This is a genomic window from Borrelia maritima, from assembly GCF_008931845.1.
Taxonomy (GTDB): Bacteria; Spirochaetota; Spirochaetia; order Borreliales; family Borreliaceae; genus Borreliella; species Borreliella maritima.
Window position 1 is genome coordinate 561,890 of record NZ_CP044535.1, and the last position, 23,840, is coordinate 585,729.

At 27.6% G+C, this 23,840-nt stretch carries 22 protein-coding genes and 1 tRNA gene; 16 read left to right on the forward strand and 7 right to left on the reverse strand.

Translation table 11 applies throughout. The features are described from left to right. Positions 1-17: 17 nt before the first annotated feature. Positions 18-1,523, reverse strand: coding sequence for a coiled-coil domain-containing protein (locus DB723_RS02750; protein WP_151552358.1), 1,506 nt, complete (start codon positions 1,521-1,523; stop codon positions 18-20). Positions 1,524-1,806: 283 nt separating this feature from the next. Here DB723_RS02750 and DB723_RS02755 point away from each other — a divergent pair, with 283 nt between their 5' ends. The 6 genes from DB723_RS02755 to crr all read left to right on the forward strand — a co-directional run bounded on the left by DB723_RS02755 (position 1,807) and on the right by crr (position 7,695). Further along, complete coding sequence (locus DB723_RS02755) at positions 1,807-3,666, forward strand: hypothetical protein (protein WP_151552360.1); 1,860 nt, start codon at positions 1,807-1,809, stop codon at positions 3,664-3,666. Then, positions 3,653-4,120 carry a hypothetical protein gene (locus DB723_RS02760; protein ID WP_151552362.1) on the forward strand — a complete coding sequence of 156 codons (468 nt, stop codon included), beginning with the start codon at positions 3,653-3,655 and terminating at the stop codon, positions 4,118-4,120. Before DB723_RS02755 ends, DB723_RS02760 begins: the two co-directional genes overlap by 14 nt. Then, positions 4,113-4,982 (forward strand): FAD binding domain-containing protein, encoded by an 870-nt coding sequence (locus tag DB723_RS02765; protein WP_151552939.1) that lies wholly within the window; start codon positions 4,113-4,115, stop codon positions 4,980-4,982. The genes DB723_RS02760 and DB723_RS02765 overlap by 8 nt, the downstream gene beginning before the upstream one ends. A 139-nt stretch (positions 4,983-5,121) precedes the next feature. Further along, positions 5,122-5,382: an HPr family phosphocarrier protein gene (locus tag DB723_RS02770; protein WP_151552364.1), complete on the forward strand. Its 261-nt coding sequence runs from the start codon at positions 5,122-5,124 to the stop codon at positions 5,380-5,382. A 19-nt stretch (positions 5,383-5,401) separates the two neighbouring features. Further along, positions 5,402-7,123: a phosphoenolpyruvate--protein phosphotransferase gene (gene ptsP / locus DB723_RS02775; RefSeq protein WP_151552366.1), complete on the forward strand. Its 1,722-nt coding sequence runs from the start codon at positions 5,402-5,404 to the stop codon at positions 7,121-7,123. A 2-nt stretch (positions 7,124-7,125) separates the two neighbouring features. Continuing rightward, complete coding sequence (gene crr / locus DB723_RS02780; protein ID WP_151552368.1) at positions 7,126-7,695, forward strand: PTS glucose transporter subunit IIA; 570 nt, start codon at positions 7,126-7,128, stop codon at positions 7,693-7,695. Positions 7,696-7,735: 40 nt separating this feature from the next. Here the strand turns inward: crr and htpG are convergent, their stop codons facing one another. After that, complete coding sequence (gene htpG / locus DB723_RS02785) at positions 7,736-9,586, reverse strand: molecular chaperone HtpG (RefSeq protein ID WP_151552370.1); 1,851 nt, start codon at positions 9,584-9,586, stop codon at positions 7,736-7,738. Between the two features lie 112 nt (positions 9,587-9,698). On the opposite strand from htpG, the gene gnd reads away from it, so the two are divergent. Beyond that, entirely contained in the window at positions 9,699-11,093 is a 1,395-nt protein-coding gene (gene gnd / locus DB723_RS02790; protein ID WP_151552372.1) for a decarboxylating NADP(+)-dependent phosphogluconate dehydrogenase, read from the forward strand. A 23-nt stretch (positions 11,094-11,116) separates the two neighbouring features. On the opposite strand, the gene DB723_RS02795 is transcribed toward gnd, so the two are convergent. From DB723_RS02795 to DB723_RS02805, 3 genes are all read right to left on the reverse strand, one after another. Further along, positions 11,117-11,656 (reverse strand): DUF3996 domain-containing protein, encoded by a 540-nt coding sequence (locus tag DB723_RS02795; RefSeq protein WP_151552374.1) that lies wholly within the window; start codon positions 11,654-11,656, stop codon positions 11,117-11,119. A 144-nt stretch (positions 11,657-11,800) separates the two neighbouring features. After that, positions 11,801-12,319, reverse strand: a complete 519-nt coding sequence (locus tag DB723_RS02800) for a DUF3996 domain-containing protein (protein WP_151552376.1) — start codon at positions 12,317-12,319, stop codon at positions 11,801-11,803. 94 nt (positions 12,320-12,413) lie between these two features. After that, positions 12,414-12,998, reverse strand: a complete 585-nt coding sequence (locus tag DB723_RS02805; RefSeq protein WP_151552378.1) for a BAPKO_0422 family outer member beta-barrel protein — start codon at positions 12,996-12,998, stop codon at positions 12,414-12,416. Positions 12,999-13,225: 227 nt separating this feature from the next. Between DB723_RS02805 and DB723_RS02810 the strand changes: the two genes are divergently transcribed. Genes DB723_RS02810 through DB723_RS02835 form a run of 6 tightly spaced genes read left to right on the forward strand, consistent with a single transcriptional unit; the run spans position 13,226 to position 19,653 of the window. Continuing rightward, positions 13,226-13,768 (forward strand): chemotaxis protein CheW, encoded by a 543-nt coding sequence (locus DB723_RS02810; protein ID WP_151552380.1) that lies wholly within the window; start codon positions 13,226-13,228, stop codon positions 13,766-13,768. Positions 13,769-13,779: 11 nt separating this feature from the next. Next, positions 13,780-14,091, forward strand: coding sequence for an STAS domain-containing protein (locus DB723_RS02815; RefSeq protein ID WP_151552382.1), 312 nt, complete (start codon positions 13,780-13,782; stop codon positions 14,089-14,091). 15 nt (positions 14,092-14,106) lie between these two features. Then, complete coding sequence (locus DB723_RS02820; protein WP_151552383.1) at positions 14,107-16,248, forward strand: chemotaxis protein CheA; 2,142 nt, start codon at positions 14,107-14,109, stop codon at positions 16,246-16,248. Positions 16,249-16,302: 54 nt separating this feature from the next. Continuing rightward, a complete protein-coding gene (locus tag DB723_RS02825; protein ID WP_151552385.1) occupies positions 16,303-17,460 on the forward strand; it encodes a CheB methylesterase domain-containing protein in 1,158 nt (385 codons plus the stop codon). A gap of 2 nt (positions 17,461-17,462) precedes the next feature. Then, positions 17,463-19,238: a BB0569 family chemotaxis protein gene (locus DB723_RS02830; RefSeq protein ID WP_151552387.1), complete on the forward strand. Its 1,776-nt coding sequence runs from the start codon at positions 17,463-17,465 to the stop codon at positions 19,236-19,238. Between the two features lie 40 nt (positions 19,239-19,278). Beyond that, on the forward strand, positions 19,279-19,653 hold the full coding sequence (locus DB723_RS02835) for a response regulator (RefSeq protein ID WP_002557158.1): 375 nt from the start codon (positions 19,279-19,281) through the stop codon (positions 19,651-19,653). Between the two features lie 223 nt (positions 19,654-19,876). On the opposite strand, the gene DB723_RS02840 is transcribed toward DB723_RS02835, so the two are convergent. Beyond that, positions 19,877-19,960 (reverse strand) — tRNA-Leu (locus tag DB723_RS02840). A gap of 8 nt (positions 19,961-19,968) precedes the next feature. Beyond that, positions 19,969-20,658 (reverse strand): UMP kinase, encoded by a 690-nt coding sequence (pyrH, locus tag DB723_RS02845; RefSeq protein WP_151552389.1) that lies wholly within the window; start codon positions 20,656-20,658, stop codon positions 19,969-19,971. Between the two features lie 199 nt (positions 20,659-20,857). On the opposite strand from pyrH, the gene DB723_RS02850 reads away from it, so the two are divergent. Genes DB723_RS02850 through DB723_RS02860 form a run of 3 tightly spaced genes read left to right on the forward strand, consistent with a single transcriptional unit; the run spans position 20,858 to position 23,655 of the window. Then, positions 20,858-21,934 carry a glycosyltransferase family 2 protein gene (locus DB723_RS02850; RefSeq protein WP_151552391.1) on the forward strand — a complete coding sequence of 359 codons (1,077 nt, stop codon included), beginning with the start codon at positions 20,858-20,860 and terminating at the stop codon, positions 21,932-21,934. Between the two features lie 56 nt (positions 21,935-21,990). Next, entirely contained in the window at positions 21,991-22,797 is an 807-nt protein-coding gene (locus DB723_RS02855) for an ATP-binding cassette domain-containing protein (protein WP_151552393.1), read from the forward strand. A gap of 6 nt (positions 22,798-22,803) precedes the next feature. After that, positions 22,804-23,655, forward strand: coding sequence for a hypothetical protein (locus DB723_RS02860; protein ID WP_151552395.1), 852 nt, complete (start codon positions 22,804-22,806; stop codon positions 23,653-23,655). The last annotated feature ends 185 nt before the right edge of the window (positions 23,656-23,840 follow it).

Consider the following 23,840-nt stretch of genomic DNA (forward strand, 5'->3'; position numbering starts at 1 on the left):
ATTAAAAGGGTTGAATTTTATTTAATTATTCTTATTTGTTTAAATTTAGGCTTAAGATTTTTATACATAATGCCTAATTCGTGAATATTTTTTACTTCTATTAAGTTCCTAAAAAATTCTTCTTTATTTTTTAGAGCAGGGTTAATGAAATATTTTTCAAATTTATGTTTTGAGATTATTTCATGATTTTTTAGGGCTTCATTTAAATTATTAGTTGGATCTATTTCAATATAGTATGTGTTTTCTATTTTAAATGCAAATTGATCCCCTTTTTCTTTAAACTTATAGTTATTAAGGTATATATCAGGGTAGATTTGAAAATCTGCTGTTTTAATCATAGTTGTTTTTGGGTTGTTTTTAGCATTTTCTTCTAGATTGTGACTTTCATTTTTTTCTTTAGGCTTCAAATATTCTTTTTCCAGGTTTTTATTTTCTTCTAAGCTATCATTTTTGTTTGTAATACTTGGGATTAAAGTTTCTTCGTTTAAAGATTTTTTAGGAATTTCTTTTTTTTTAAAATTATTTAATTCTTTTTGAAGTTTTAAAATAGTCTCTTCATTTTCATTGATTTTATTTTCTAATTCCTTGAACTTGTGTTTATCGGTTCTTATTTTTTTTTGATTTTCTTTGTTTATTTCCTCATTTGCGCTAATCTTTTCTTTTAGTGCATTAATTATTTTTCCTATTGAAGATAAGTTTTCTTCGATTTCTTTCAAGTTTTTATCTGAGTTGTCTTTTTTTTTAAAATTTCTTAATTCTCTTTGCAGGTCTAAAATGGTATTTTCATTGTCATTAATTCTATCTTCAAGTTCATCGAATTTTTTTTCATTAATAGTATGATATTTTTCGTTCTCTTGGAGATTTTCTTTTAGATTATTTATTATTCTCTCGTTAGAGGGGTAGTTATCTTCATTTATTTCTTTAATTTTATTATTGTGTTCATAATTTCCTTCAAAATTATCATCATCGTCGTCATCTTCTATATCTTCTTCAATGTTTTCAATTTCCATTTTGTCATAATTTTCATCTTTTTTAGGTCTAGAGGTTTTGTTAAGGAGTTTTTTTATTTCTATTATTTCGTTTTTTAATTTATTAGTTAAAATTTCATATTTTTTTGCTTTTTTTTCAATTGATTCTATTTTTTTATTTTCATTTACTGCTGCTTTTTGATTTTTAGTTTTTAAAAGCTTTTCTATATTGTTAATTTTATTTTCATAATTTTCAATTACAGATTTTAGATCATTTTCGTCTATTCTTTTGTTTGACATTTTTTTGTCTCTTATATTTTCTGGTAATTTTAGATCTTTACCTTTTTTTAGGTCTTTATAGGAAATTATATCTTTGTTTAAGGGCTTTGAGGTGTTTATTTGATTGTTTTTATTATCAATATCTTTAAATTCTTCACTTAAGTCTTCTAGAGGAATTTCAATACTAGAGTAACTTATTGTATTATTAGCTCCAAATAATGACATACATGAAAGTATTATAAAATACTTAAAGATTTGACTTTTTATTTTATTCATAAGGTCCTTGTTTTTATTTAGAAAACATCTATAATTTATAATGTTACCATAGTTTGTCCATTTATCAAAAGTGATAAAATATCATCCCTAGGGGATGGTTTTATTGATAAGTATTGCTTATTCAAATTGGTTTTGGGTTGGGTGAGTTTATTGTTAAGTTGCTTAAAATTTTTGCATATATTGCTAAGTTTAATTGTTTTTGAGGGTTTATTTTCAATCTTTTTTATTATGTCATGATAGGTTCTTGCCGATATATTTTTTTGTTTAGTTGGAGTTTTCAAGTTTGACAAATGTTGACACATATGAGCTTTGGGCTTTGCCAGTTTGCTGTAACGTTAAAGATTCTTTTATTGAAGATTTTAGCTTTATAGATGAACATGTAAGTTCAATTTTTAATATCAGTTACAAAGACAATATAACTTTAAAATTTAGAGATTTTGTTGATTCTAATGAATTTAATTTAAAGCTTTTTGATAATAAAATAAGTTTTGAAGGTCAAATTCCTTTAGTTTTGTATTCAGACAATTTAGATTATTTGCTAAAAGCAGAAAAAAATGTTCTTTTTAATTTGAGAATTGGGGATGGGAGCAATGCTTACTCTTCTGGATTTGAAAAGAAAGAATCTGGAGCTTGTAATGTTTTGAATGCTTGTTATGAATTTAGTGATTACAATAGTTTTCCAGACGACTTTATTTTAGTTAAAGTATTTTTTGATTCTGAAAATTTAATTATTGACGCCAATGTAGATAATATTTCTTTTTTGAAATTTTTTATTAGCGAAAATTTTGGCGTGAATAAAGATAAAATAAAAATCAATTCTCTTAATAATTACTGGACTAGTTCCATTTTTCCTATTTCTTTTAATGCAATTTTGCAAGGTATTGTAATTTCAAAAAAAAATAATAAAAGGGTTAATGTTGTTTACTACAAAAGGCATTTTAGAATTTTAGATTTAAATTTAACTTTTTCAGCTTCTAATTGTTTATTAGCAGATAACAAACTTTCAAAGATTATTTTAGAAATTATAATAAATAGGCCTTTGAATTTTTTATATAAGTTTTATTTTAAATTTATTAATAATATTTTTAAAAATTTGTTTTTTGATGGGTTTTTAGAAATTTTTTTTGTTGACAATAAAAGTGATTTTGTCTTTTTTTATGATAACATTTTAGCATTTGAGACTTCTGTTTATAATTTTATTTATTCTAATTTTTATAATCTTGCTTTAGAGATGTCTTGTGAGCCAATAGGTTATTTGCTTACTCAGATTAAAGGTGATTATAGTAGTTTTTTTAAAATTTTTAAAAAATTAGACCTAAAAAATTCTTTAATAAAGAAATCTTCTGCTTTAAGTGCTAACAGGAATTATAATATTTTTGATACTAGTCGAAGGGGAGTTGGTTTTGCTTATTTGAATTCAAACAATTATTTTTTAGGTGAAGAGCAATACATTGTTGCCTTCTTGTATAAGGATGGATTAAATATATTTTTGCCCTACAGCATTATTGATAACAATTTAGGCAACTATTTGAAAAATAGTTTGGCTAAAACATTAAGCTTGCCCTATAGCAGTATAAATTTTTTGATAGATGAGAGTACATTAGATTCCGCTAATTTTTATAGCCTTCTTTTTAAAGACCCTTATTTGATTGAAAAAGCAATTTTAACCATTAAGGACAATTTTTCTTCTTTAATAATTAAAGGATTTTCAAATGAATATCCTTTAATTATTAAAGAAAAAATAGCTGTTGACTGTGTTAATGATTGCATGCTTGGGTGTTCTGTTGAACTTAAATTTGAATTTTATTCTCTTAGTGCTGTTTTTAGCAATGTAAGTTTTTTTGTGGAGCAAGGCAAATTTACTAAGCTTAAGTTAAATAATAAAAGAATTCGTACAATATTTGGATTAGCAGTTGATTATGTATTTTCTAGTGCAAATGTAAATTGCGACATTGAAGATTGTTTAAGTCTAGAGTTTATTGAAGATGGTGAGTTTGTTTTTTCTTTTAGAAGTTTTTTTATTGTATCTGTTTCTGCAATTCGAACTGCTTTGATTCAGATATTTAATTTTAATGCAAGCAGTACGCCTCTTGATTTTGAAGAAATTTTAAATAGTTGGAGCATAAAAATTGATACTAATTAATTTTAATTTAAATGGAGATAGCATTTCAAAAAAGATTAGTCTTTCTTTGTCAACTAGAAGTCTTTTAGATTCTATTTTTTTAGCCAAGAGTAATAGTTTAGAGTACATTATTAATAATAGATTTTTTTTAATTTTATTAGATTTTAGACTTGTTTATTCTAGTTTGATTCCTGCTTTTATTTTAAATGGTAGGAGTGTAGTCACCCTTGAAGGACTTAAGAAAAAAAAAATTTATAAGCACATGCAAAAGATTTTATTAGAAGACGATTTTAATTTTTGTAACAATTGTTTTGAGCCGAATGTTTTGCTTTTTTATTATTTTTTGGAAAATAATATTGTAAGCAAGTCAGATATTTTAGGCTATAGAAATTCATTAAAATGTAATTGTATGGATGTTAATACTTTTTTATCTCTTTATTTGAAAGCAGAAGAGTTGTATGGAAAAAATGACTGATGTTAAGGTTTATTATCCTGAAAGTTTTAATATATTATCTAATTTATTTAACAAAAATTTAAATAATTATATCATTTATAATGAAATAGATTTTAAAAAAAATCCTAATTTGTTTAATAGAGAAACATCCATTGATAATTTTTTTCTTGTTGGTAATTTTGAGAAATTTAATAGGGTATCTTTAAGGGGTAATTTTCTTGAGATGGGCCCGTGTGTTACTTACAACGAAATACTTCAGATTGGTGAAAAAAATATTCCAAGTTTGTTTTATGAATTTATTTCGAAATTTAATGACAAAATATATTTAAATAGCATTAACCTTGCGAATGGTTTTTATTATAAAAACACCATTTTTGATATTTATCCTTTATTATTAAGCCTTGATGCACAAATTGAGTTTAAAAATGTTTTAACAAAAAAAACTTATGTTTTTAGTGCTTATAATTTAAATAGAGCTGATTATATTGCAAATCGAAGTACTATTCTTGTTACTAAATTTAAATTTCCAATGATGAATTTATGGAATAGAAGCTTTTATCATAAAGTATTTTTTAATACCTTATCCTTTGATATTTTAGAAGAAACAGACATTATTTTTATATGTGTTCTTTTAAATATAAAAAGAGACGTTATAAATGATTTTTTGTTAAAAATATTCTATGATGATAAAGTGATCGTTATAAAGGATTTTCAGATTTTACTTTTAAACAAATCTTTGCCACTTTCATTTTCCGAGATGGAAAATTCTCTTAAAATGTTGGATAAAAATATAAGAGATTCTAAAAATTTTAATATAGGAGAGAGAAATTTAAAGCTAATAAAGAATTTTTATTTAGATATGTTAATGAGTTTTAATTTTTAATAGTTCGAATAAGTTTTAATTACTATCTTTAGTATGCTATATTTCTTACATAAAGGGAATATATAATTTATTTTATGTATTATAATGTAAGAAGTTAATCAAAAAAAAATAATATTCATAATGAGGGGTTTCTGTACTTATGGTAAAAAAAGAAGCAATTATTAAGGCTGTAAACGGTTTACATGTTAGACCTGCATCAACTTTTGTAAAAAAAGCTAAAGAATATTCCAGTGAAATAACAATAGAGTCCGATGGAAAGTCTGTTAGCGGGAAAAGTTTGTTTAGGCTTCAAACTTTGGAATTGTCATCGGGTAAAAAGCTTTTGATATGTGCTGAGGGTGAGGATGAGGAGATTGCTGCTTCACAACTTGCAGAGCTTATCGAATCTTTTAAGGAATGAATTTAGAAGGATTTAAGTTATGACTTTATCGGGCAAAAGAATATCCAAAGGAATAGGCATTGGAGAAGTTCTTTGTATTAGGAAAAATTTTGATAAAATTGTAAGTAGAGAAAAAATCGACTTTTCTCAAGTTAACAGTGAAATATCAAAATTTAATAAAGCTAAATCAAAAGCAATTAAAGCGCTTAAGGATCTTGAGAGAAAAGCTGTACGTCAATTTGGAGATGATAAAAAAGGTATTTTTGAAGGTCAAGTGCTGATCGTTGAGGACGATGAATTTACAGAGCTTGTTATTGAGCTTATTATAAAAGAAAATTATAGTGCTGCTTATTCTATTTATTTAGCGTTTGAAAATTTGGTTAAAAGTGTGGAAGATTATAAAGATCCTTATTTAAAGGAAAGAGCGTCTGATTATAAGGACATTAGGAATAGATTGATTTCTATCATTTTAGGCCAAGTAACCGATTTTTCTGAGATTAATAAAGATATTATTCTTGTTACCGAAGAATTAACTCCATCTGATACTATGCAATTTGACTTAAATTATGTTAAAGGGTTTTTAACTGCGGTTGGGGGAGAAACTTCTCATGCTGCTATTTTGGCAAGAACAATGGGACTTCCGGCTCTTGTTATGACTTTGTTAGATATTGATGCGTTAAAGGATGGTGATAAGATAGTTATTGATGCAATGTCTTCTATTGTTATCAAAAATCCTTCTTCTGATGAGCTTGATCTTTATAAAGGCAAGATTTTGCGTCAAGTAGAGATGGAAAAAGAGCTTTTTTCTTTAAAAGATAAAGACGCTGAAACAAAAGATGGCGTAAAAGTACTTTTAAAGGCAAATATTGGAACACCTATTGATATTACCTATGTTAATAAATATGGTGTTGAGGGAATAGGTCTTTTTAGAACAGAATTCTTATATATGAAATCTTTACAACCCCCAACAGAAGATGAGCAGTTTGAAGCTTATAAAAGAGTTATAGATACGATGGAAAAAAAGGGGGTTGTAACGATTCGTACTCTTGATGTTGGTGGAGACAAGGAAATTCCTTATCTTAATTTTAAGAAAGAGGAAAATCCTTTTTTGGGCTTTAGGGCGCTTAGAATGTATAAGGAATTCGAAGAATTGATTCAAGCACAGTTTAATGCTATTTTGAGGGCTAGTCATTATGGGAAAATAAGAGTGATGGTACCCATGCTTACCAGATATGAAGAGATTGAGACGATCGAATATTTTGTCAATAATGCAAAAAGCAACCTAAAGTCTAGAAATTTGCCTTTTGATGAAAATTTGGAAGTGGGCTGCATGATAGAAGTTCCTTCAGCAGCGTTAATTTCCTCTAAACTTGCCAATAAATTAAAATTTTTTAGTATAGGAACTAACGATTTAACCCAATATGTTTTAGCTGTTGATCGTGGTAATCAAAAAATATCAAATTTATATGACAAGTATAATCCTGCTGTGTTGAAATTAATTAAAAAGGTTCTTGACGATGGAGTTAGTTCTGGGATTGATGTCTCTGTTTGTGGTGAACTTGGAGGAGACGATGCTGGAGCGTTGCTTCTTGTAGGTCTTGGATTTAGGTCTTTGAGCATGATTCCTAGCGCTACACTTAGAGTTAAATATTTGCTTAAAAAATACACAATAATGGAATTGGAAGAGTTGGCAAATAGAGTTTTAAATAGTAATTCTGAGCAAGAAACTTTAATTTATTTTGATAAATTTATAGGAGATTAGTTATGGGGTTTTTAGATTTTTTTAAAAAAACCGCTACATTGGATTTGATTGCTCCGATTAGTGGAAAAGTTATGTCAATTGATAAGGTTCCTGATGAAGCGTTTGCTGAAAAAATAGTTGGCGATGGAATTGCAATCCTTCCAACAAGTAATGAATTGCTAGCGCCTTGTGATGGTAAAATAGGTAAAATTTTTAAAACTAATCATGCCTTTAGTCTTGAAACTAAAGAGGGTGTTGAAATTTTTGTTCATTTTGGAATTAATACTCTTAATTTAAATGGCAAAGGCTTTACAAGAGTTGCCGAAGAAGGCATTAATGTTAAACAAGGCGAGGTTATTATTAGGCTTGATCTTGAATATTTAAAAGAGCATTCAGAATCTGTTATTACTCCGGTTGTTATTGCAAATTCTGATGAAGTTTCAAGCATAGAATATTCTTTTGGAAAGCTTGAAAATGATAGTGAATATATTTTATTGTCAACAACTGTTTTAACAGAAGAAATTAGGCATAAAATATCTCAAACAAAGCCTGTTACGGCGGGTAAAGATTTGGTGTTGCGAGTTAAAAAGTAACAAAAGAGAGAGGTTGAAACCCTCTCTCTTTTGTTTTTAATCATAACAAGTCTTTTTCTAGAAATTCGTTTATTATGTTTATGAATTTTCCTGGGTTTTTGCTAGGCATTCCTGAAGTTAGCAAAGCTTCCTCAAAAAGGAGGATGCTTATTTTTTCTAATTTTTCAGGCTCTAGATTTTTTAAATTTTGAACTATTTTATTGTTAGGGTTTAATTCAAGTATTGGTTTAATTTCTTTTACTTCTTGTCCCATTGACATCATGATTTTTTGCATTTGGTAAGTTGGATCATTGCTGTCAACTATTATTGCTGAAGGCTCTTTTATTAATACTGCTGATAGATTGACTTCTTTTACGTGGTCTTTAAGGATTTCTTTTACTTTTATAAGGATATCTTTGAACTCTTCTTCAATTTTTTTAAAATTTTCATCTTTTAATTCATTGCTAGTTTCATTTTTGTTTATTGCTTTTAGTTTTAAGCCTTCGTATTCTGGAATTAGATTTAAAATAGCTTCATCAAGTTCATCGTCCATGATTAAGATTTCAAATCCTTTTTCTTTATAAGCAGCTACTATTGGGTTTTCCTTTAATATATTTTCTTTCCCACCTGTTATATAGTAAATGCTTTTTTGGTTTTCTTTCATTCTTTCTTTGTATTCTTTAAAAGACGCAAAGCCATCTACACTTGAAGACTTAAACCTTATTAATGAGATAAGTTTTTCTCTGTTTTCAAAGTCAGAATAAACACCCTCTTTAATACATCTTCCAAATTCTTTAGAAAACTCTGAAAATTTTTCGGGATCTTTTTTGCTTAGCTTTTCAAGCTCGCTTAATATTTTTTTTACGGAAGATGATTTAATTTTAGACAAAATTTTATTTTGTTGTAGAATTTCTCTACTTACGTTAAGCGGCAAATCTTGGCAGTCTATAATTCCTTTTATAAATCTTAGATAGTTTGGAAGCAAGCTACCTTCAGAATCTGTAATAAAGATTCTATTTATAAATAGCTTTACCCCAGGTTTAGTGTTTGGGTAATATAAATCATAAGGAGCTTTACTTGGGATATAAAATAAACTGGTATATTCTAAATTTCCTTCAGCTTTTGTATGAATATGCATCAATGGGTTTTCATAATCAAAGGTTGTATTTTTATAAAATTCATCGTATTCTTCTGCTTTAATTTCGCTTTTATTTTTTGTCCAAAGAGCAGTGGTTTCATTTAATTTTTCTTCTTTTTCTTCTATTCCTTCTTGTTTGCCGTCCTTCATTATAGGTTCGTTGTATTTTATATAAATGGGGTAGTTTATGTGATTTGAATATTTTTTAATAATTTCTTGAATTTTCCATTTATTCGCATATTCAAAGCCTTCTTTATTAAGATAGAGCTTTATTTCTGTTCCAGGTTCTTCTTTTTCTGTTTTTTCTATTTCATATCCTGTTTTGCCGTCGCTAGACCAAACATAAGCATCGTTTTCTAATGCTTTTTTTGATGTAACTTCTACTTTTTCTGATACTATGAATGCACTGTAAAAACCAACTCCAAACTGACCAATTAGGCTAGCAGATTTTTTTTCATCTTGTTTTAAATTATTAATAAATTCTTTAGTTCCTGATTTTGCAATTACGCCAAGATGATTAGTTAAATCTTGCTCATCCATTCCGATTCCATTATCTTTAATTAGGATGCTTTTATCATCAAATGTTATTTCTATTTTTGGCTCTAGGGCAATGTTTTTGAATTTTTCATTTGTCAAGCTTAAAAACTTGAGTTTATCAATAGCGTCAGACGCATTTGATATCAATTCCCTTAAAAATATTTCTTTATGGGAGTAAAGAGAGTGGATGATTAAATAAAGTAAATCATTTACTTCTGTATCAAATTGTTTTTTCATGCAAATTTTCCTTTTCAGTTTAATCTTTACTTTTTTTATAATATAACATAATCTAAAAATAATAAATAAAGCAATTTCTTTCAAATAGAAAATTAGAATCAAGGAGAATGCAATGGATGTAGGAATTTATGGTCTTGGTGTTATGGGTAGTAATTTAGCTCTAAATATTGCTGATAACGGTTTTAATGTTTCTGTTTACAATAGAGATAGTGAAAAAACTGAAATTTTTGTTAAACAAAATTCTCATAAAAAGATAAATGGCTTTAAAGATATTGAATCTTTTGTGAAAAGCTTAAAACTCCCAAGAAAAATTATCTTAATGGTGACAAGTTTGGCCGTAGAAAAGGTTATTGAGCAACTTTTGCCTTTTATGAATAAGTTGGACATAATTATTGATGGTGGCAATTCTCATTATAAAAATACAATGAGATTAGAAAAGGAATTATTTGCTAAGGACATTTATTTTGTAGGACTTGGAATTTCTGGAGGAGAGAGAGGAGCAAGATTTGGCCCTGCTTTAATGTATGGAGGAAGTAAATCGGCCTATGAAATTCTTGAGCCTATGTTAAATAAAATTGCAGCTAAAACTAAAAGCAACGATATTTGTTCGGCTTATATTGGGGAGAATGGTTCTGGGCACTACGTTAAAATGATACATAATGGGGTGGAATACGCTGATATGCAGCTTATCAGCGAAGTTTATTTTTTCATGAAAAAAGCTTTCAATTTAGATAATTTGAAAATTTCTGAAGTTTTTGAAAAGTGGAATGAAGGCGATCTTTCGGGATATTTACTAGAAATAACCTCTAAGATTCTTAGATATAAAGAAAATAATGAATATTTAGTTGATAAGATTTTAGATATTGCAAATCAAAAAGGTACTGGTGTTTGGACATCTATTGACGCTCTTGAATCTAATATGCCTGTAAATTTGATTGTTGAATCCGTTTTGTCAAGATTTATGTCAGGGTTAAAACACGAAAGGGTTATTGCTAGTGATTTACTTAAGATGGATACTGTTTCTTTTGAGTTTGAGCTTAGTGATTGGATTTTAGATCTTTATTATGCTCTTTTAGTTTCAAAAATAGTAGCTTATGCTCAAGGTTTTATGATGCTTAAGACCGCATCTGCTAATTATAGTTGGGATTTAAATTTGGGTAAAATTTCTTTAGTTTGGAGAGAAGGTTGCATTATCCGTAGCAGTTTTTTAGATAAAATTAAATTAGCTTATGATAAAAATCCTCATCTTATTAATTTGCTTTTTGATGATTATTTTTTAGATTTATTGAAAAAGAATCACAAATCATTGAGAAGAATAGTTTCAAAGGCTAGTGAAATTGGAATTCCTTTGCCGGCATTTTATGCCAGTCTTTCGTTTTTAGATTCTTACTCTACTAATTATCTTCCTTCTAACCTAATACAAGCGCAGAGAGACTTTTTTGGTGCCCATTTTTTTGAAAGATTAGACTCAAAACGAGGTGAGTTTTTTCATAGTGATTGGCAATAAATTTAATAAATCAGCATGCTGATTTATATATAGTACTTTGCGAATATTCCCCCAGCAATGTTTGATTTTATGCCCGCATAGCTTCTGTAATGTGCAAGAGATCTTGTATTTGAAACAAATTCTACTGAAGGTGCTATTTTTATACCTATTTCTAAATTTTCTGTAATGTCGTAAAAAATAGCCACTGGAGCTCTTATTCCAAATCCCAATTCTATATTTATTAATTTGGATGTGTGAGATGATAGGCTTAGATTCCCTCCTATACCAATTCCTAAGTTTAAATTTTTCATCAAATATATTGTAAAAATGAAATCAAGTGCTGCTATTGCTAATACATTAAAATCATAAAATTTAGATTCAAGTTTAAGACCTGATAAATTTATTCCATTGCTACCGCCATAGCCTATTTCAAAGTCAATGAAAGGAAATGACATTATTAAGTTAATAATTGGATTTCCAATACTTGCTCCAAAGCCAATTCCTCTATTTAAATATGAATCTCTTGCAAAACCACTTGTAGATATACTTGCAACCATGATGAATAATATGAAGATTTTTTTCATCATTTTCTCCCAAACTTTGTTTTATTATATTTATTTTCTAACTTTAGAACAATAAAAACAAGCTCTTTAATATTTAAATTTTGTATTTAAGCTTTTTGGAGCAGTTTGATTTTTAACAATTATTTTTTCTAAAAAATTTTTTTATTAAATAAACCAGAATCTTAATCCTAATCCAGCAAATACTTCCCATCTAAAGCCAACTCCATTGCTCCAAATGTTCATTCCAAGTCCTGGTGCTATTCTTAAAAATATGTCGAATTTTCTTCTAAATACTGCAAGATTTAAACCCAAAGGCAGTCTTGCTCCAATGCTCATTGGCCCAGAACCAGATTTGCTGCCGCCAAATCTTGAGAACCATATTGTTCCATATCCTCCAGCTCCGACTGAAAAATCCAAAATATTAGCAGCTCCTGGGAATGTATATATGTAAAAAATGTAGTCCAATGCTACAAACAGTGTTCTCCAGTCTGAAAACAAATTATTTACTCCACTGTAAAGACCAATATCAAGATCAAAGCTTCCCATATTAATATGCAGAGCAATTGGCAATGGGAGTATGATTCCTGCTCCAAATTGACCCCTTGCAGATCCTTTTGAATTGGCAAATCCTGACATTGGGATTAATGAAATAATAATCAACATAATAATTATTTTTGTTTTCATCTTTTTGTTACCTCCTAAGTGTAAAATTTAGCTTTTAAAGCAAATTTAGTTCAATAATTTTTTTTATCTATTTTATCTAAATAAAAAGTGTAAACTAGATTTTAAGAGAGCTTTTTATTCCAATAGAGAAGTTGCCTTTTATTGGGAATATTAAATTTCCATTGGGTAATTGACCAATAAAAATTGATGGTGTTGTTTTTATTATAATTTCAATAATGTCATAATAAGCTTCATATATTATTCCTAATGGCAAACCCACTCCAATTTTGTAAGTAATCCCAGAAAAAACATGTGTTAACTTTGAATTTGTAATTTTGCCTATTTCAAAAAATAGTCCAGATCCTAAGAAAAAGATAAAATTTGAATTTTTAATTCTTAAATTTAAAAATATATAGTCAAAATATGTTTTAAATAGCAATACTGCTGGTGATTTTGGGAAGAATTCGGAGACACTTAATATCGTTACTCCTATTCCAATATCAAAGTTGTTAATGCTAAATTCTATTGCAGTAGGATAAGGCATAATGAGGCCAAATTTTATTTTGGTTTTTGGGTTTAGGCTATATGTTTTTTGCCCAGTTGTACTGTTTTTGAATTTTTCGTTTGTGTAAATATTTTCAACATTGAAAAACAATGTAATAATTATTAATAATCTGATTATTTTGCTTTTACTTAGCATTGTGTTCACTTTTTTATGTGGAATTTAAATTAAACTGCAACTTTATATCTATCTAAATTATAAGGTAGAATCTCTTTTAAAATTAGTCTTTTATTGTTTATTAGGCATTAAATTTTATTAATTTCTAATTTGTATTTATTAATATATGAGGTAATATTAATTTTGGTATTAGTATTCTATTTGCGATTTAAATTACATTTAATACATTTACATTTAAAGGGGCTTTTATGAGCACGGATTCAGATATGCAAGATTCTTTAAGTCAGTATCTTTTATTTAGTTTGGATGAACTTTATGCCATTGAGATTAAATATGTTGTTGAGGTTTTGGAATATACTAAGATATCAAAAATCCCAAGAACTCCTAATTATATGGCAGGAATAATAAATAATAGGGGTAAAATCGTTCCAATAATTGATATTCGAAAGCAATTTGGAATGAGTGATCGTATTGTTAATGAGGATGATAATAAGAGAAATAAGGGAATTGATATTTCAAATATTATTATATTGACTTTAGTTTGCGATGGGGATGAATTTAATCTTGGAATTTTAGTAGATTATGTTAATGAAGTTCTTGAATTAGATCCATTTAGTATTGATGATGCTCCTAAGATTGGATCAGGGTTTAATTCAAAATTTATTTCAGGAATTGGCAAGAGCAATGATAAGTTTATTATTATTTTAGATGTAGAAAATTTGTTTGACGTTAGAGAGCTTTCTAAGTTTAGAAATACAACAATATATGATCCTGAATATCAACAGCAATAGGAGTTTTAATCATGATTTATAGGCCGGAAGGAGAGCTTGTAATAAATAGTATTTTTAAAGTAAAAGAAGATTTGTTGAATATTTTTAAAAAGATGAAAGAAGGAGATACTCTTACTATTGACCTTTCAAATGTTGAAAAAATAGATATTACTTTTATACAAATTTTGTATGCATCTAATAAATATGCTAAGAATAAAAATTTATTTGTAAAAATTGAGTATCCATCCGATGAGGTTTTAAGTTCATTAATATATGGTGGGTTTTTGGTAGATATTGAAGATGTTGATAGCTTTGATTTGGGGCTTAATTTAGTTGGATTTTAGATTTAAGGAAAGCTTATGGATAGTAGCGATGTTATTGATAAATTTAAGAATTCCTTTAAGGAAGAATCAATAGAAAATATTTCAGATATTGAACAGGCACTTCTTAATCTTGAGGTAAGCTCAGATCAAGACATTATTAATTCTATTTTTAGGAATTTACATACCATAAAGGGAAGTTCTGGTATGTTTGGTTTTAATTTTACAGCATCGCTTGTTCATGAAATAGAAACAGTTCTTGATGTTGTAAAAGATGGTAGGGCTACTTTTAATCAGTCCGCTATTGATACTACCTTAATGGCAGTTGATTTTATTAGAGAACTTATTGAAGGCGATGAGGCAATTTCTGAGATTGACTTTAATAAGCGTAAGCAGTTTTTAGTAAACGAAATTAAAAAAGTTCTTGAGACTTCTAATATTAATGGAGCCTTTCAAGAAACTTTAGAAAATGACTTTTCAAAGTCTGATAACGTTTCTGTTTTAGAAGAGCTTATTAAAGTAAATCCAGACAATAAATTTGATGATGAGGCCTTAAGATCTGAATTTAAGAGTTACAAAATTCTTTTTTCTCCTGCTAAAGGCATTTTGTTTCATGGGCACAAGCCTATAAATTTATTAAGCAAGTTGATTGACTTGGGCAGTGGATATGTTAGAGCCAAAGTAGACAATATTCCTGATTTAGAGCTTATTTCTCCTGACAATGTTTATGTTGATTGGGAGATAAGGCTAGATACAGAAGAGAGTAGAGAGAGTATTGAAGATATTTTTGTATTTTTAGATTCTCAATCAAAAATTGATATTCAGGAATTGTATGAGCGTTTTGAAGCAAATAAAGGAAATACTTTAAAGCCCAAAAATTCTAATTTATTTCACTTGGACAAATATACTAAAGATTCTACTAATTTTTCATTTAAAAAATCGGAATTTGTTGGGAAATCCTTTTTCAATGGGGATAAAAATAGATCTAATGTTCAAGATGATACTGCTAGAAGCAAAGTTAATATTGCTAGTATTAAAGTGGATTCTAAAAAGCTTGACCATTTAGTAAATCTTGTTGGAGAACTTGTTACAATACAATCAAAACTTTCAAAAGAGGCTGAAAATAGGAGTAGCAATATTTTAAATTCAATATCAGCAGAATTTTCTTTACTTATTAATGAGCTTAGGGATTATACAACAGGGCTTAGAACGGTTCCTATTGAGATTTTGTTTGTAAAATTTCAAAGGATAGTAAAAGATTTATCTAATAGTCTTGGAAAGTCAATTGTTTATCGTGCTTATGGGGGCGATACTGTTCTTGATAAGAGCATTATTGAAAAGCTTAATGAACCTTTAGTTCATTTAATTCGCAATTCAATAGATCATGGAATTGAATCATCTCAAGAGAGAGAAATGTTAGGTAAAGATCCTAAGGGTATTATTAAGCTTTCAGCTTGTCAATCTGGAGATTCTGTTATTGTTAGTATTGAAGATGATGGGAGGGGGCTTGATAGGAATAAAATACTCAAAAAGGCTATAGAGCGCAATATAATTTCTGACTCAGTTGCTAAGACTTTGTCAGATGTTGATGTTTATAATCTGATCTTTGAGCCTGGATTTTCAACTGCAAGTTTCGTTACTGATATATCAGGGCGTGGGGTTGGTATGGATGTTGTTAAGAAACAGGTTGAATCTTTAAGAGGAAATGTTGTACTTGAAAGTGAGTTTGGCAAATATACTAGAACTAAATTAATTTTTCCATTGACCTTAGCTATTATTGAAGGTTGGCTTGTTAGAGTAAAAGATGAACACTTTATTGTTCCTCTTTCTAATGTTGAGTCTTGTTTAGAATCTAATAATTTAATTTCTCAAATGGATGGGATTGAGAGTAAAAGCAATGTAATGAATTATAGGGGCAGTATGATTAGTTTTATTCGTCTTAGAGAGTTTTTTCAGGTTTCTAGCGAGAAGAGTTTGAGTGAGCAAGTTGTTGTTGTAAACACAAATAGTGGAAGAATGGGCATTGTGGTTGACGAAGTTTTAGGCCAACATCAAACTGTTATAAAAGCTTTGGGCAAGATTTATTCTCGAGTAGAAGGGGTTTCTGGGGCTACTATACTTGGTGATGGAAGTTTGGCTTTAGTTATTGATATAGACGCAATAACTAAGCTTATTAGATAAAAAATCTTAAAATACAGATTTTTGGTTTTAAGGTAAAAATATTAAAATATAACAATGAAGATATTAGTAATTGATATTCAAGGTCTTATAAAGCAGATTTTTGTTAGAGCTTTTTCTAAAGATGATGATGTTGAGATATTGAATGCTGGTTTTAATTCTTCAAATCTAATTAATGTATTTTTACAAAAGTTTCCAGATTTGGTTATTATTGATGAGAATACTGCAAGATCTAATTTTGGGAATGCTTTGAACAATGTTCTTAATAATATATCTCTTCCAGTTGTATTTATTGCACAAAATGAAATGTTTCCAAATTTCGGATGTCTTGAGCAAAGTAAAGAAAAGGTTAAATTAATAATAAATAAGCTTAATTTTAAGCTTACAGTTGATTTATTCCGTAGCAAGTATTTAGCTTTAATAAAGCTGGAGTTAAAAAATTTAGGGAAAAATAAATTAATATCTTCTTTTGAAGTTAAAAGGATTCCTGCGCCTAATTTTTCCATTAATTCTAAAGTAGAGTTGAAAAAAAATAGTTTAGATGATTTAAGTGTAAGGAAAAGTTATAGAGTTTCTGATGTTATTAATTTTGCTCCCAAAAATGATCCCGATGTTGTTATTAAATATCAAGGCCTTATAAATAAGCGCAAAACTGGTAAAATTATTGTTGTAGGCTCTTCAACAGGCGGCACGGAGGCTTTAAGAATTTTTTTAAGGTCTTTTAAAAAAGATTCTCCTCCAATTATTATTGTTCAACATATGCCTGGAGGATTTACAAGATCTTTTGCAAAAAACTTAAACAATGAGTTTAGTATTGACATTAAAGAAGCTGAAGATGGAGACATTCTTCGTCCAGGTCTTGTAATAATTGCTAATGGGAGTTATCATTTGATTGTAAAATATAGCGGTGGAAATTATTTTGTAAATTTATTAGATGGACCTCTTGTTAGTAGACATAAGCCATCTGTAAATGTGCTTTTTAGGTCTGCTGCAATGTATGCGGGCTCTAATGCTATTGGAGTTATCCTTACAGGTATGGGAGATGATGGTGCTATTTGTATGCTTGAAATGAAAAAAAATGGTGCTTATACTATTGCCCAAGATCAAGAAACATCTGTTGTTTTTGGTATGCCAATGGAAGCTATAAAAATAGGAGCTATAGACAAAATTCTTCCTTTAAATAAAATAGCCGATCATGTTCTAAGGAGATCTTAGTAATGGATAATGGTAATAATGGTTTTTTTGATGCCAATGACTATTTGACCACTTTGTTTGACAAGCTTGAAGCTTTTGATGAGACTTCAAGGCATATTTACTCAAATTTAAGTAAATTAATTCCTAAATTAATAGAAAAAATTTCTAAAGATTCTAAGGATTTATCTTTTAGTATTGACTTAATTTCTAATCTTGATCTTGATAATGATGCATCTTTGAATAATTTTATAGCTAAAATTATAGGAGCATTAGACGATTTTGTTGCTTACTTTAATTCTTCAACAAATTCTCTTGAATCTCAATTTAGCATAATAAGGAGCAAGGTTAAAGACATAGAAATACTTGAAGATGTTATTGAAAGGATGAAAAAAAGTTCTCTTGATATGGAAATAATGTCTATTAATACGTTAACAGTTGCTATGAGAGCTGGTAAAGCCGGTGGAGCTTTTTCTTATATTACTAGTGAAATTAAGGTTTTAACCCAATCTATGATTAAACAGGCAGATCAACTTACTAGTAAGGGTCGTGAGGTTAAAATTGGTTTAGATAGAGCTAAAAATCAAGTATATGAAAGCAATACGGCTGAAAATAAAATTCTTGAAGAATTTAGAGATAATTTAATGAAAAAAATAGATGCCTTTTCAGATGGAATAGGAAGCGTTATTGCTCTTTATGATGATATTTTAAAAGTTTTATTAGAATTTAAGTTTAAACTTGTAAATTCTATTTCTTATCTTCAGTTCCAAGACAGGCTAACTCAATCTTTGCAACATTTAAACATTATGTATTCTAATATTGATGTTTTTAAATTTAGAGATATAAGTGAGATTCAAAAATTAAAAATTTTATCAGTTTTTACTGATACATCAAAAGTTATAGTAAAAGATGTTCTTGAAAAACTTGAAAAAAATTATACTGCTTTTGAGCAATTTATTGATGCTTCTCTTAATTCTATTCAAACTATTAATGATTTAAGGTCTGATAATTCCTTATACATAGATATTCCTAAAATAATAGAACAATTTTCTAGTATTTTGTCTGATCTGCTTAGAAGAATTGATGATGTTGAGAAGAACAATTCTAATTTTTTGAATTTATATTATGAACAGGTTAAGCTTATAAAATCATTAGAGTTAATGTTTTCAAATATTTCAGCTATTTCTGCTAGGTTTCAAAATATTAATATAGCGTCAAAGATAGAAGTTGTCAAAAGATTGGAACTTAAAGCCATGGAAGGTAATATTTCAGAAATGTCTAAAATTATCAAAGAAATTGATTCTAATATTACCAAGGGAATAGAATTTTTAGATCAAATAATATTTTTTCTTGAAAAAGTTGTCAAGGATTATGATAATAGATTTTATCTTGAAAAAAATTATTTTAATAAATTTAAAAAATTATTTATGGAAATTAAAAATGATATTCTTGATATTAAGAACATAGCTATTGATAATATTTTGTCTTATGAAGTTTTTTCAATTGAATTTATGGAAATATTTGAAGAAATGAAACTAGAAGTCTACAATGTTAGAAATCTAAAAAATTCTCTTTTGGATATAAACAACTTTTTAATCGACATGGAAAGCAAAATAAATTTTAATCTTAATTTGGAATTATCTAAAGTTGGAGTTCAATTTGTTGAAATTGAAGATAAAGAATTTATCAATAGAATTGCTAATCGATTTACATTGTTTGTTCATAAAAAACACTTACTATCTTTGATAGAGGAAGCTAAAGATATTCATTCCTTTGATGAAGGCAGTGTAATTTTGTTTTAATTTTTATATACTTTTTGAGAAGGGTTTAGGAGAAAATTAGATGAAAAAAAGAATTTTGGTTATTGATGATAATAGGGCAATAAGGCAAAGCGTTGCTTATATTTTAGAGCAAAACGGTTTTGGAGTCTCAGAAGCAAAAGATGGTTTAGAGGGGGTTTTAAAGTTTAAAGAAGCAGTTGGGCAAGGGGATAAAGATTTTGATCTTGTTATTACAGATATCAACATGCCCAATTTAGATGGAATTGGTGTTATAAAGCAGATAAGAGAATTTGGGAGCTTTGTTCCTATACTTGTTCTTACCACTGAATCTGAGCAATCTAAGGTTGATGAAGGGCGTAAAGCGGGTGCTACTGGTTGGCTTGTTAAGCCTTTTAATCCGGAAGCTTTAATGAAAACAATCTCAAAGATATTTTAAGTTTTTATTTGTAGTTAATTTGTAGACTTTAAAGTTTTTTATAAATTAAAATAATTTTCAATATGTTGTTTTAGAATAAAGGTAGTGTATCGAAGCGCATGTTTTATTCCCGCTTTAATAATGCTAAATATTTTATTAATAATAAAAAGCAGTTAATTTAAAATAATTAATTATTGCGCATTAATGTTAGGTAAATTTTGAAATTTCTAAGAGGTTATTAAAGTACCGGTAGTCGGAGTCGAACCGACACGAAGTTGCCTTCACCAGATTTTGAGTCTGGCGCGTCTACCAATTCCGCCATACCGGCATTAATTTTTATTTTACTATAACAGTGCCAAAAAAATCATTATTTTTGTTAAAAACTTTTTCTAGGTTTCCAATATTATTTCCATTCACTATGTAAAGAGTAAGTCCAAGTTTTGAAGAAAGCTTTGTTGCTATTGGGTCAAAAGGCAAATTTAAGCCTGGATTCCACTTTTGGCCCACAATGTCTTGTAATTGTTTCCAATTTAATTTTTTAAAAGCTGTTGCGTTTTTAAATTTTTTTGGATCTTTATCATAGACTTGACTTACGTTTGTTATATTTATAATATCTTTTTTGTTAAATTTTTCTGCAAATTTTACAGCAATGTAATCTGTTGAAAATCCCGATTTCCAGCCAGAAGCAATTAGTATTCTTCCTTTAAAAGAAAAATTTTTTAAAGGATTGGTTACAATTTTGTCTTTACAAAAGGGACTCATTACTTTACATAGAAATTCTGCGTTTAACTTTGTTGACATTATTCCAATCTCATCAAGCTCGCAAACTTTGAAATCAGGGTTGATTTTTTTATATGCGTCTTGGTATTCTCTTGCAACTTTTCCGCCACCAACTATTAAAATAATTTTTCTTTTTTCATTTTCCAGCAACCATTTAAAAACAAAGTTTTTAAATTTTTTAATGAATTCTATGTTGATTTGATTTGAATTTATTACTCCTCCCCCAAGACTTATTATTTCAAGCATTCAAGCTCCTTACTTAGGTTAATTTTTTTAAATTTTTTGCTTTTAATAATATATCAATTTCTGCTAAACTTTTCATTAAAAATAATTTTAAAACAATAAAAACTTGTTAATTATATATTACAATTTAATTGTTATGCAAAAAATTAAAAGAATTTGTTGTTAAGTGTTTTAGCTTTGCTTTTACTTAGCAGTTTTTATTTTGGAGGATATTGTGCATAAGTATAAAGTTTCTGTTATTATTTGTTTTTTTAATTCGGCTGAGACTCTTGATACAATAATAAAGGACGCTGTTAATCAAACATTAAAAGATAAAGAAATTATATTAATTAATGATGGTTCTTATGATAATAGTTTAGAAATAGCAGAAAAGTATGCAAGTAAGTATAGCTTTATTAAGATTTTTAGTCAAAAAAATATGGGGCTTTTTGCTTCTAGAGACAGGGGGCTTTCTGAGGCTCAAGGCGAGTATGTTGTTTATTGGGATGGTGATGATTCCGTTGAGAGCACTATGCTTGAAGTTTTATATAATAGGGCAAAGGCAGATAATTCTGATATTGTTTGTTCCCAATTTTATGTTTATTTTCTTGCAATAAATGTAAAAAGAAAATCTCTACTTCCTTTTCCTAATTATCCATTAACAGGTAAAGAGGCTTTTAAAAATTTACTTTTAACTGTTTATGCAACTTTTGGAAGGAAAAATTTTGTTGTTGGAACTTTATGGGATAAATTGATTAGACGAGAATTAATTTTGAAAAATAATATTCGCCAGCAAGATGTAGTGTTTGAAGATATAATTTTTGTTATGCAAATTTTTTTAAAAGCCTCTAGAGTTTCTTTTGTAAATAATTATTTTTATACTAATTTCCAAAGAATGGGAAGCATGAGTTCTTCTATTAGCGTTTTACATAAAGCTAAATTATCTCTTAACACAATAGAAGCTTTATTGAAAAAAGAGGGTATTTTTAACGAATATCAACATTTGTATAAAAGATTTTTCTTGCAATTTTATTATTTTATTTCTTTTAAGCAAATTTATATTATTAGTTGGAATATTGCTGATAAGCTTGTTTATAGTGCTTACAAAGAAAAGCTTATCTCTGTTCTTAATGAAATTAAAGGATTTTATGAATTTAAAGATTGTTATGAATATGCAAGGAATTTTGGATTTAACGAAATTCAAATTTTGCCTAGGATTATGCTAAAAATTTGGAATTTTAGCTCAAGGCTTTATGTAAATTTTTCTATATTTATTTATAAGTTATTTATAAAAAATTGAGTTTATGTTTTGGGTTTAATTAATTTTTAGTTGACCTTTAATATTAAGGAGTATTTATGGCTATTGAGGCTGTTAATGTAAAATTTTCCTATAAGAAAAAAGAAGTTTACGCAGATTTAAATTTAAACATTGAGACCCCTCAAGTCTATTTGCTTCTTGGTAAAAATGGAGTTGGAAAAACAACTTTGCTTAAACTTTTAAGTGGACTTTTGGAGCCACTAAAGGGGAAAGTTTTATTTAATTCTTTAGCGACTTTCCCAAGAGATCCCTTGAGTTTGGTAAATTTATTCTTTGTTCCTGAAGAATTTTCACTTCCCAGATTGTCTTTATCTAAATATAGCAAGGCTTTATCTAGATTTTATCCAAATTTTAATAAGGCAGATTTTGAAAAATATTTATTAGATTTTAATCTTGATATTTCTCTTGATCTGTCTTCAGCTTCTTTTGGACAAAAGAAAAAAAGTATTATTGCATTTTCTCTAGCTACAAATGTTTCTTGTTTGTTGTTTGATGAGCCAACAAATAGTCTTGATATTGTTTCAAAAAATGTTTTTAGAAATGTATTTTCTAATTTAAATGATAGAATCATTTTTATTACAGGTCACAATGTAAGGGATTTGGCAGGGGTTGTAGATTATTTAATTATTGTTGGGGAAAAGTCAATTCTTTTTTCCAATTCAGTATCTTATATTAATAAAAATTATAAAATTAAAATTATCAGCGAACTGAATGGAAATGAATTGTATTATGAAAAAAATAAAGATGGGTTTAAGGCGCTTTATTTTGAGAGCAGTAATGGAGCTGAAGTTGTTGATATTGAGTTTTTCTTTTTATATGTTACTGAAAATAAAAAGGAGAGGTAATAAAAAATGTTTAGCTTGAAAAGATTTTTAAATTTATTTTATTTTGATTTTGTTTATAATAAGAAATTCTATATTTTATTAATAATTCAAATTTTAGGAATGATATTTATATCTTATTTGCTTGTTAGATTTTATTTTAATTTTTTAGTAGCCGATTTTTTAAGATTTTTTGCTCCTAAAATTTTTATTTTAACCTTAATTATATCAATGTTTGCTATGTGTGATTATTACAAAGTAATTCATGATCCTTTTAGAAATATTCTTTATTTATCTTTGCCCGTTTCAACTTTTGAGCATTATGTTTTCAATTTAATTAAATATTTATTTGCATTGCCTTTGATTTTAATATTTTTTTATTATTTGGGAGTTAATGTTTTTTTATTTTTAGATAATGTATTCTTTTTAAGAAGCGAGGATGCTGTATTTTTAGAACTAAGATATCTTTCTGATTTTTTCTTTTTTCGTTATTTTAATTTTTTATTTATTTTTCCAGTTTTTATGTTTTTTAGAATATCTTTTAAAACACATCCTTTTGTTAAGGTTCTGATATTCTTTTTAGGGAGTATTGTTTTGTTGTTTTTTTTCACATCTTTTCTTTATAGGGGTTTTAAATATTTACCATGTTCTTCAGATTTAATTTTTTCTTTTGATAGATTTTTAAGTGACTTTTTTTTAAAAATGGTTTATAGCTTCGGCTTTTTTTTATATTTAGCTTCATATTTTAAGGTAGTAGAGTTTGGAAGTATTAGGAAGAAAAGCAATTTATTTGCTATTGTGGGATTTTTAGTTTTTTTAGCAATGTTTAATTATTACTATTTAACCAAAGGTTCATTATATTGCTTTATTAACCATAGTTAAAATAGTTTAAAAAACTTAGAACAAGGGTTTATAAATAGCTTTATAACTAAGCATTAATAATTTTGATTTTGGTTTAATGTTTTTGTTTATTTAATGCAAGTAATTATTCTTTATATTCAGTTTATGTGTTCTTATTGAGTTTAAGCTTAATTGGTTTAAAATTTAATGGTTTAATTTTGGAGTGT

What these genes read in the sequence shown, in the direction of transcription:
- DB723_RS02750 (WP_151552358.1), bottom strand. Translation starts at nt 1,523, where the DNA reads ATGAATAAAATAAAAAGTCAAATCTTTAAGTATTTTATAATACTTTCA.
- DB723_RS02765 (WP_151552939.1), top strand. Translation starts at nt 4,113, where the DNA reads ATGACTGATGTTAAGGTTTATTATCCTGAAAGTTTTAATATATTATCT.
- DB723_RS02770 (WP_151552364.1), top strand. Translation starts at nt 5,122, where the DNA reads ATGGTAAAAAAAGAAGCAATTATTAAGGCTGTAAACGGTTTACATGTT.
- ptsP (WP_151552366.1), top strand. Translation starts at nt 5,402, where the DNA reads ATGACTTTATCGGGCAAAAGAATATCCAAAGGAATAGGCATTGGAGAA.
- crr (WP_151552368.1), top strand. Translation starts at nt 7,126, where the DNA reads ATGGGGTTTTTAGATTTTTTTAAAAAAACCGCTACATTGGATTTGATT.
- htpG (WP_151552370.1), bottom strand. Translation starts at nt 9,586, where the DNA reads ATGAAAAAACAATTTGATACAGAAGTAAATGATTTACTTTATTTAATC.
- gnd (WP_151552372.1), top strand. Translation starts at nt 9,699, where the DNA reads ATGGATGTAGGAATTTATGGTCTTGGTGTTATGGGTAGTAATTTAGCT.
- DB723_RS02795 (WP_151552374.1), bottom strand. Translation starts at nt 11,656, where the DNA reads ATGAAAAAAATCTTCATATTATTCATCATGGTTGCAAGTATATCTACA.
- DB723_RS02800 (WP_151552376.1), bottom strand. Translation starts at nt 12,319, where the DNA reads ATGAAAACAAAAATAATTATTATGTTGATTATTATTTCATTAATCCCA.
- DB723_RS02805 (WP_151552378.1), bottom strand. Translation starts at nt 12,998, where the DNA reads ATGCTAAGTAAAAGCAAAATAATCAGATTATTAATAATTATTACATTG.
- DB723_RS02810 (WP_151552380.1), top strand. Translation starts at nt 13,226, where the DNA reads ATGAGCACGGATTCAGATATGCAAGATTCTTTAAGTCAGTATCTTTTA.
- DB723_RS02815 (WP_151552382.1), top strand. Translation starts at nt 13,780, where the DNA reads ATGATTTATAGGCCGGAAGGAGAGCTTGTAATAAATAGTATTTTTAAA.
- DB723_RS02820 (WP_151552383.1), top strand. Translation starts at nt 14,107, where the DNA reads ATGGATAGTAGCGATGTTATTGATAAATTTAAGAATTCCTTTAAGGAA.
- DB723_RS02825 (WP_151552385.1), top strand. Translation starts at nt 16,303, where the DNA reads ATGAAGATATTAGTAATTGATATTCAAGGTCTTATAAAGCAGATTTTT.
- DB723_RS02830 (WP_151552387.1), top strand. Translation starts at nt 17,463, where the DNA reads ATGGATAATGGTAATAATGGTTTTTTTGATGCCAATGACTATTTGACC.
- DB723_RS02835 (WP_002557158.1), top strand. Translation starts at nt 19,279, where the DNA reads ATGAAAAAAAGAATTTTGGTTATTGATGATAATAGGGCAATAAGGCAA.
- pyrH (WP_151552389.1), bottom strand. Translation starts at nt 20,658, where the DNA reads ATGCTTGAAATAATAAGTCTTGGGGGAGGAGTAATAAATTCAAATCAA.
- DB723_RS02855 (WP_151552393.1), top strand. Translation starts at nt 21,991, where the DNA reads ATGGCTATTGAGGCTGTTAATGTAAAATTTTCCTATAAGAAAAAAGAA.
- DB723_RS02860 (WP_151552395.1), top strand. Translation starts at nt 22,804, where the DNA reads ATGTTTAGCTTGAAAAGATTTTTAAATTTATTTTATTTTGATTTTGTT.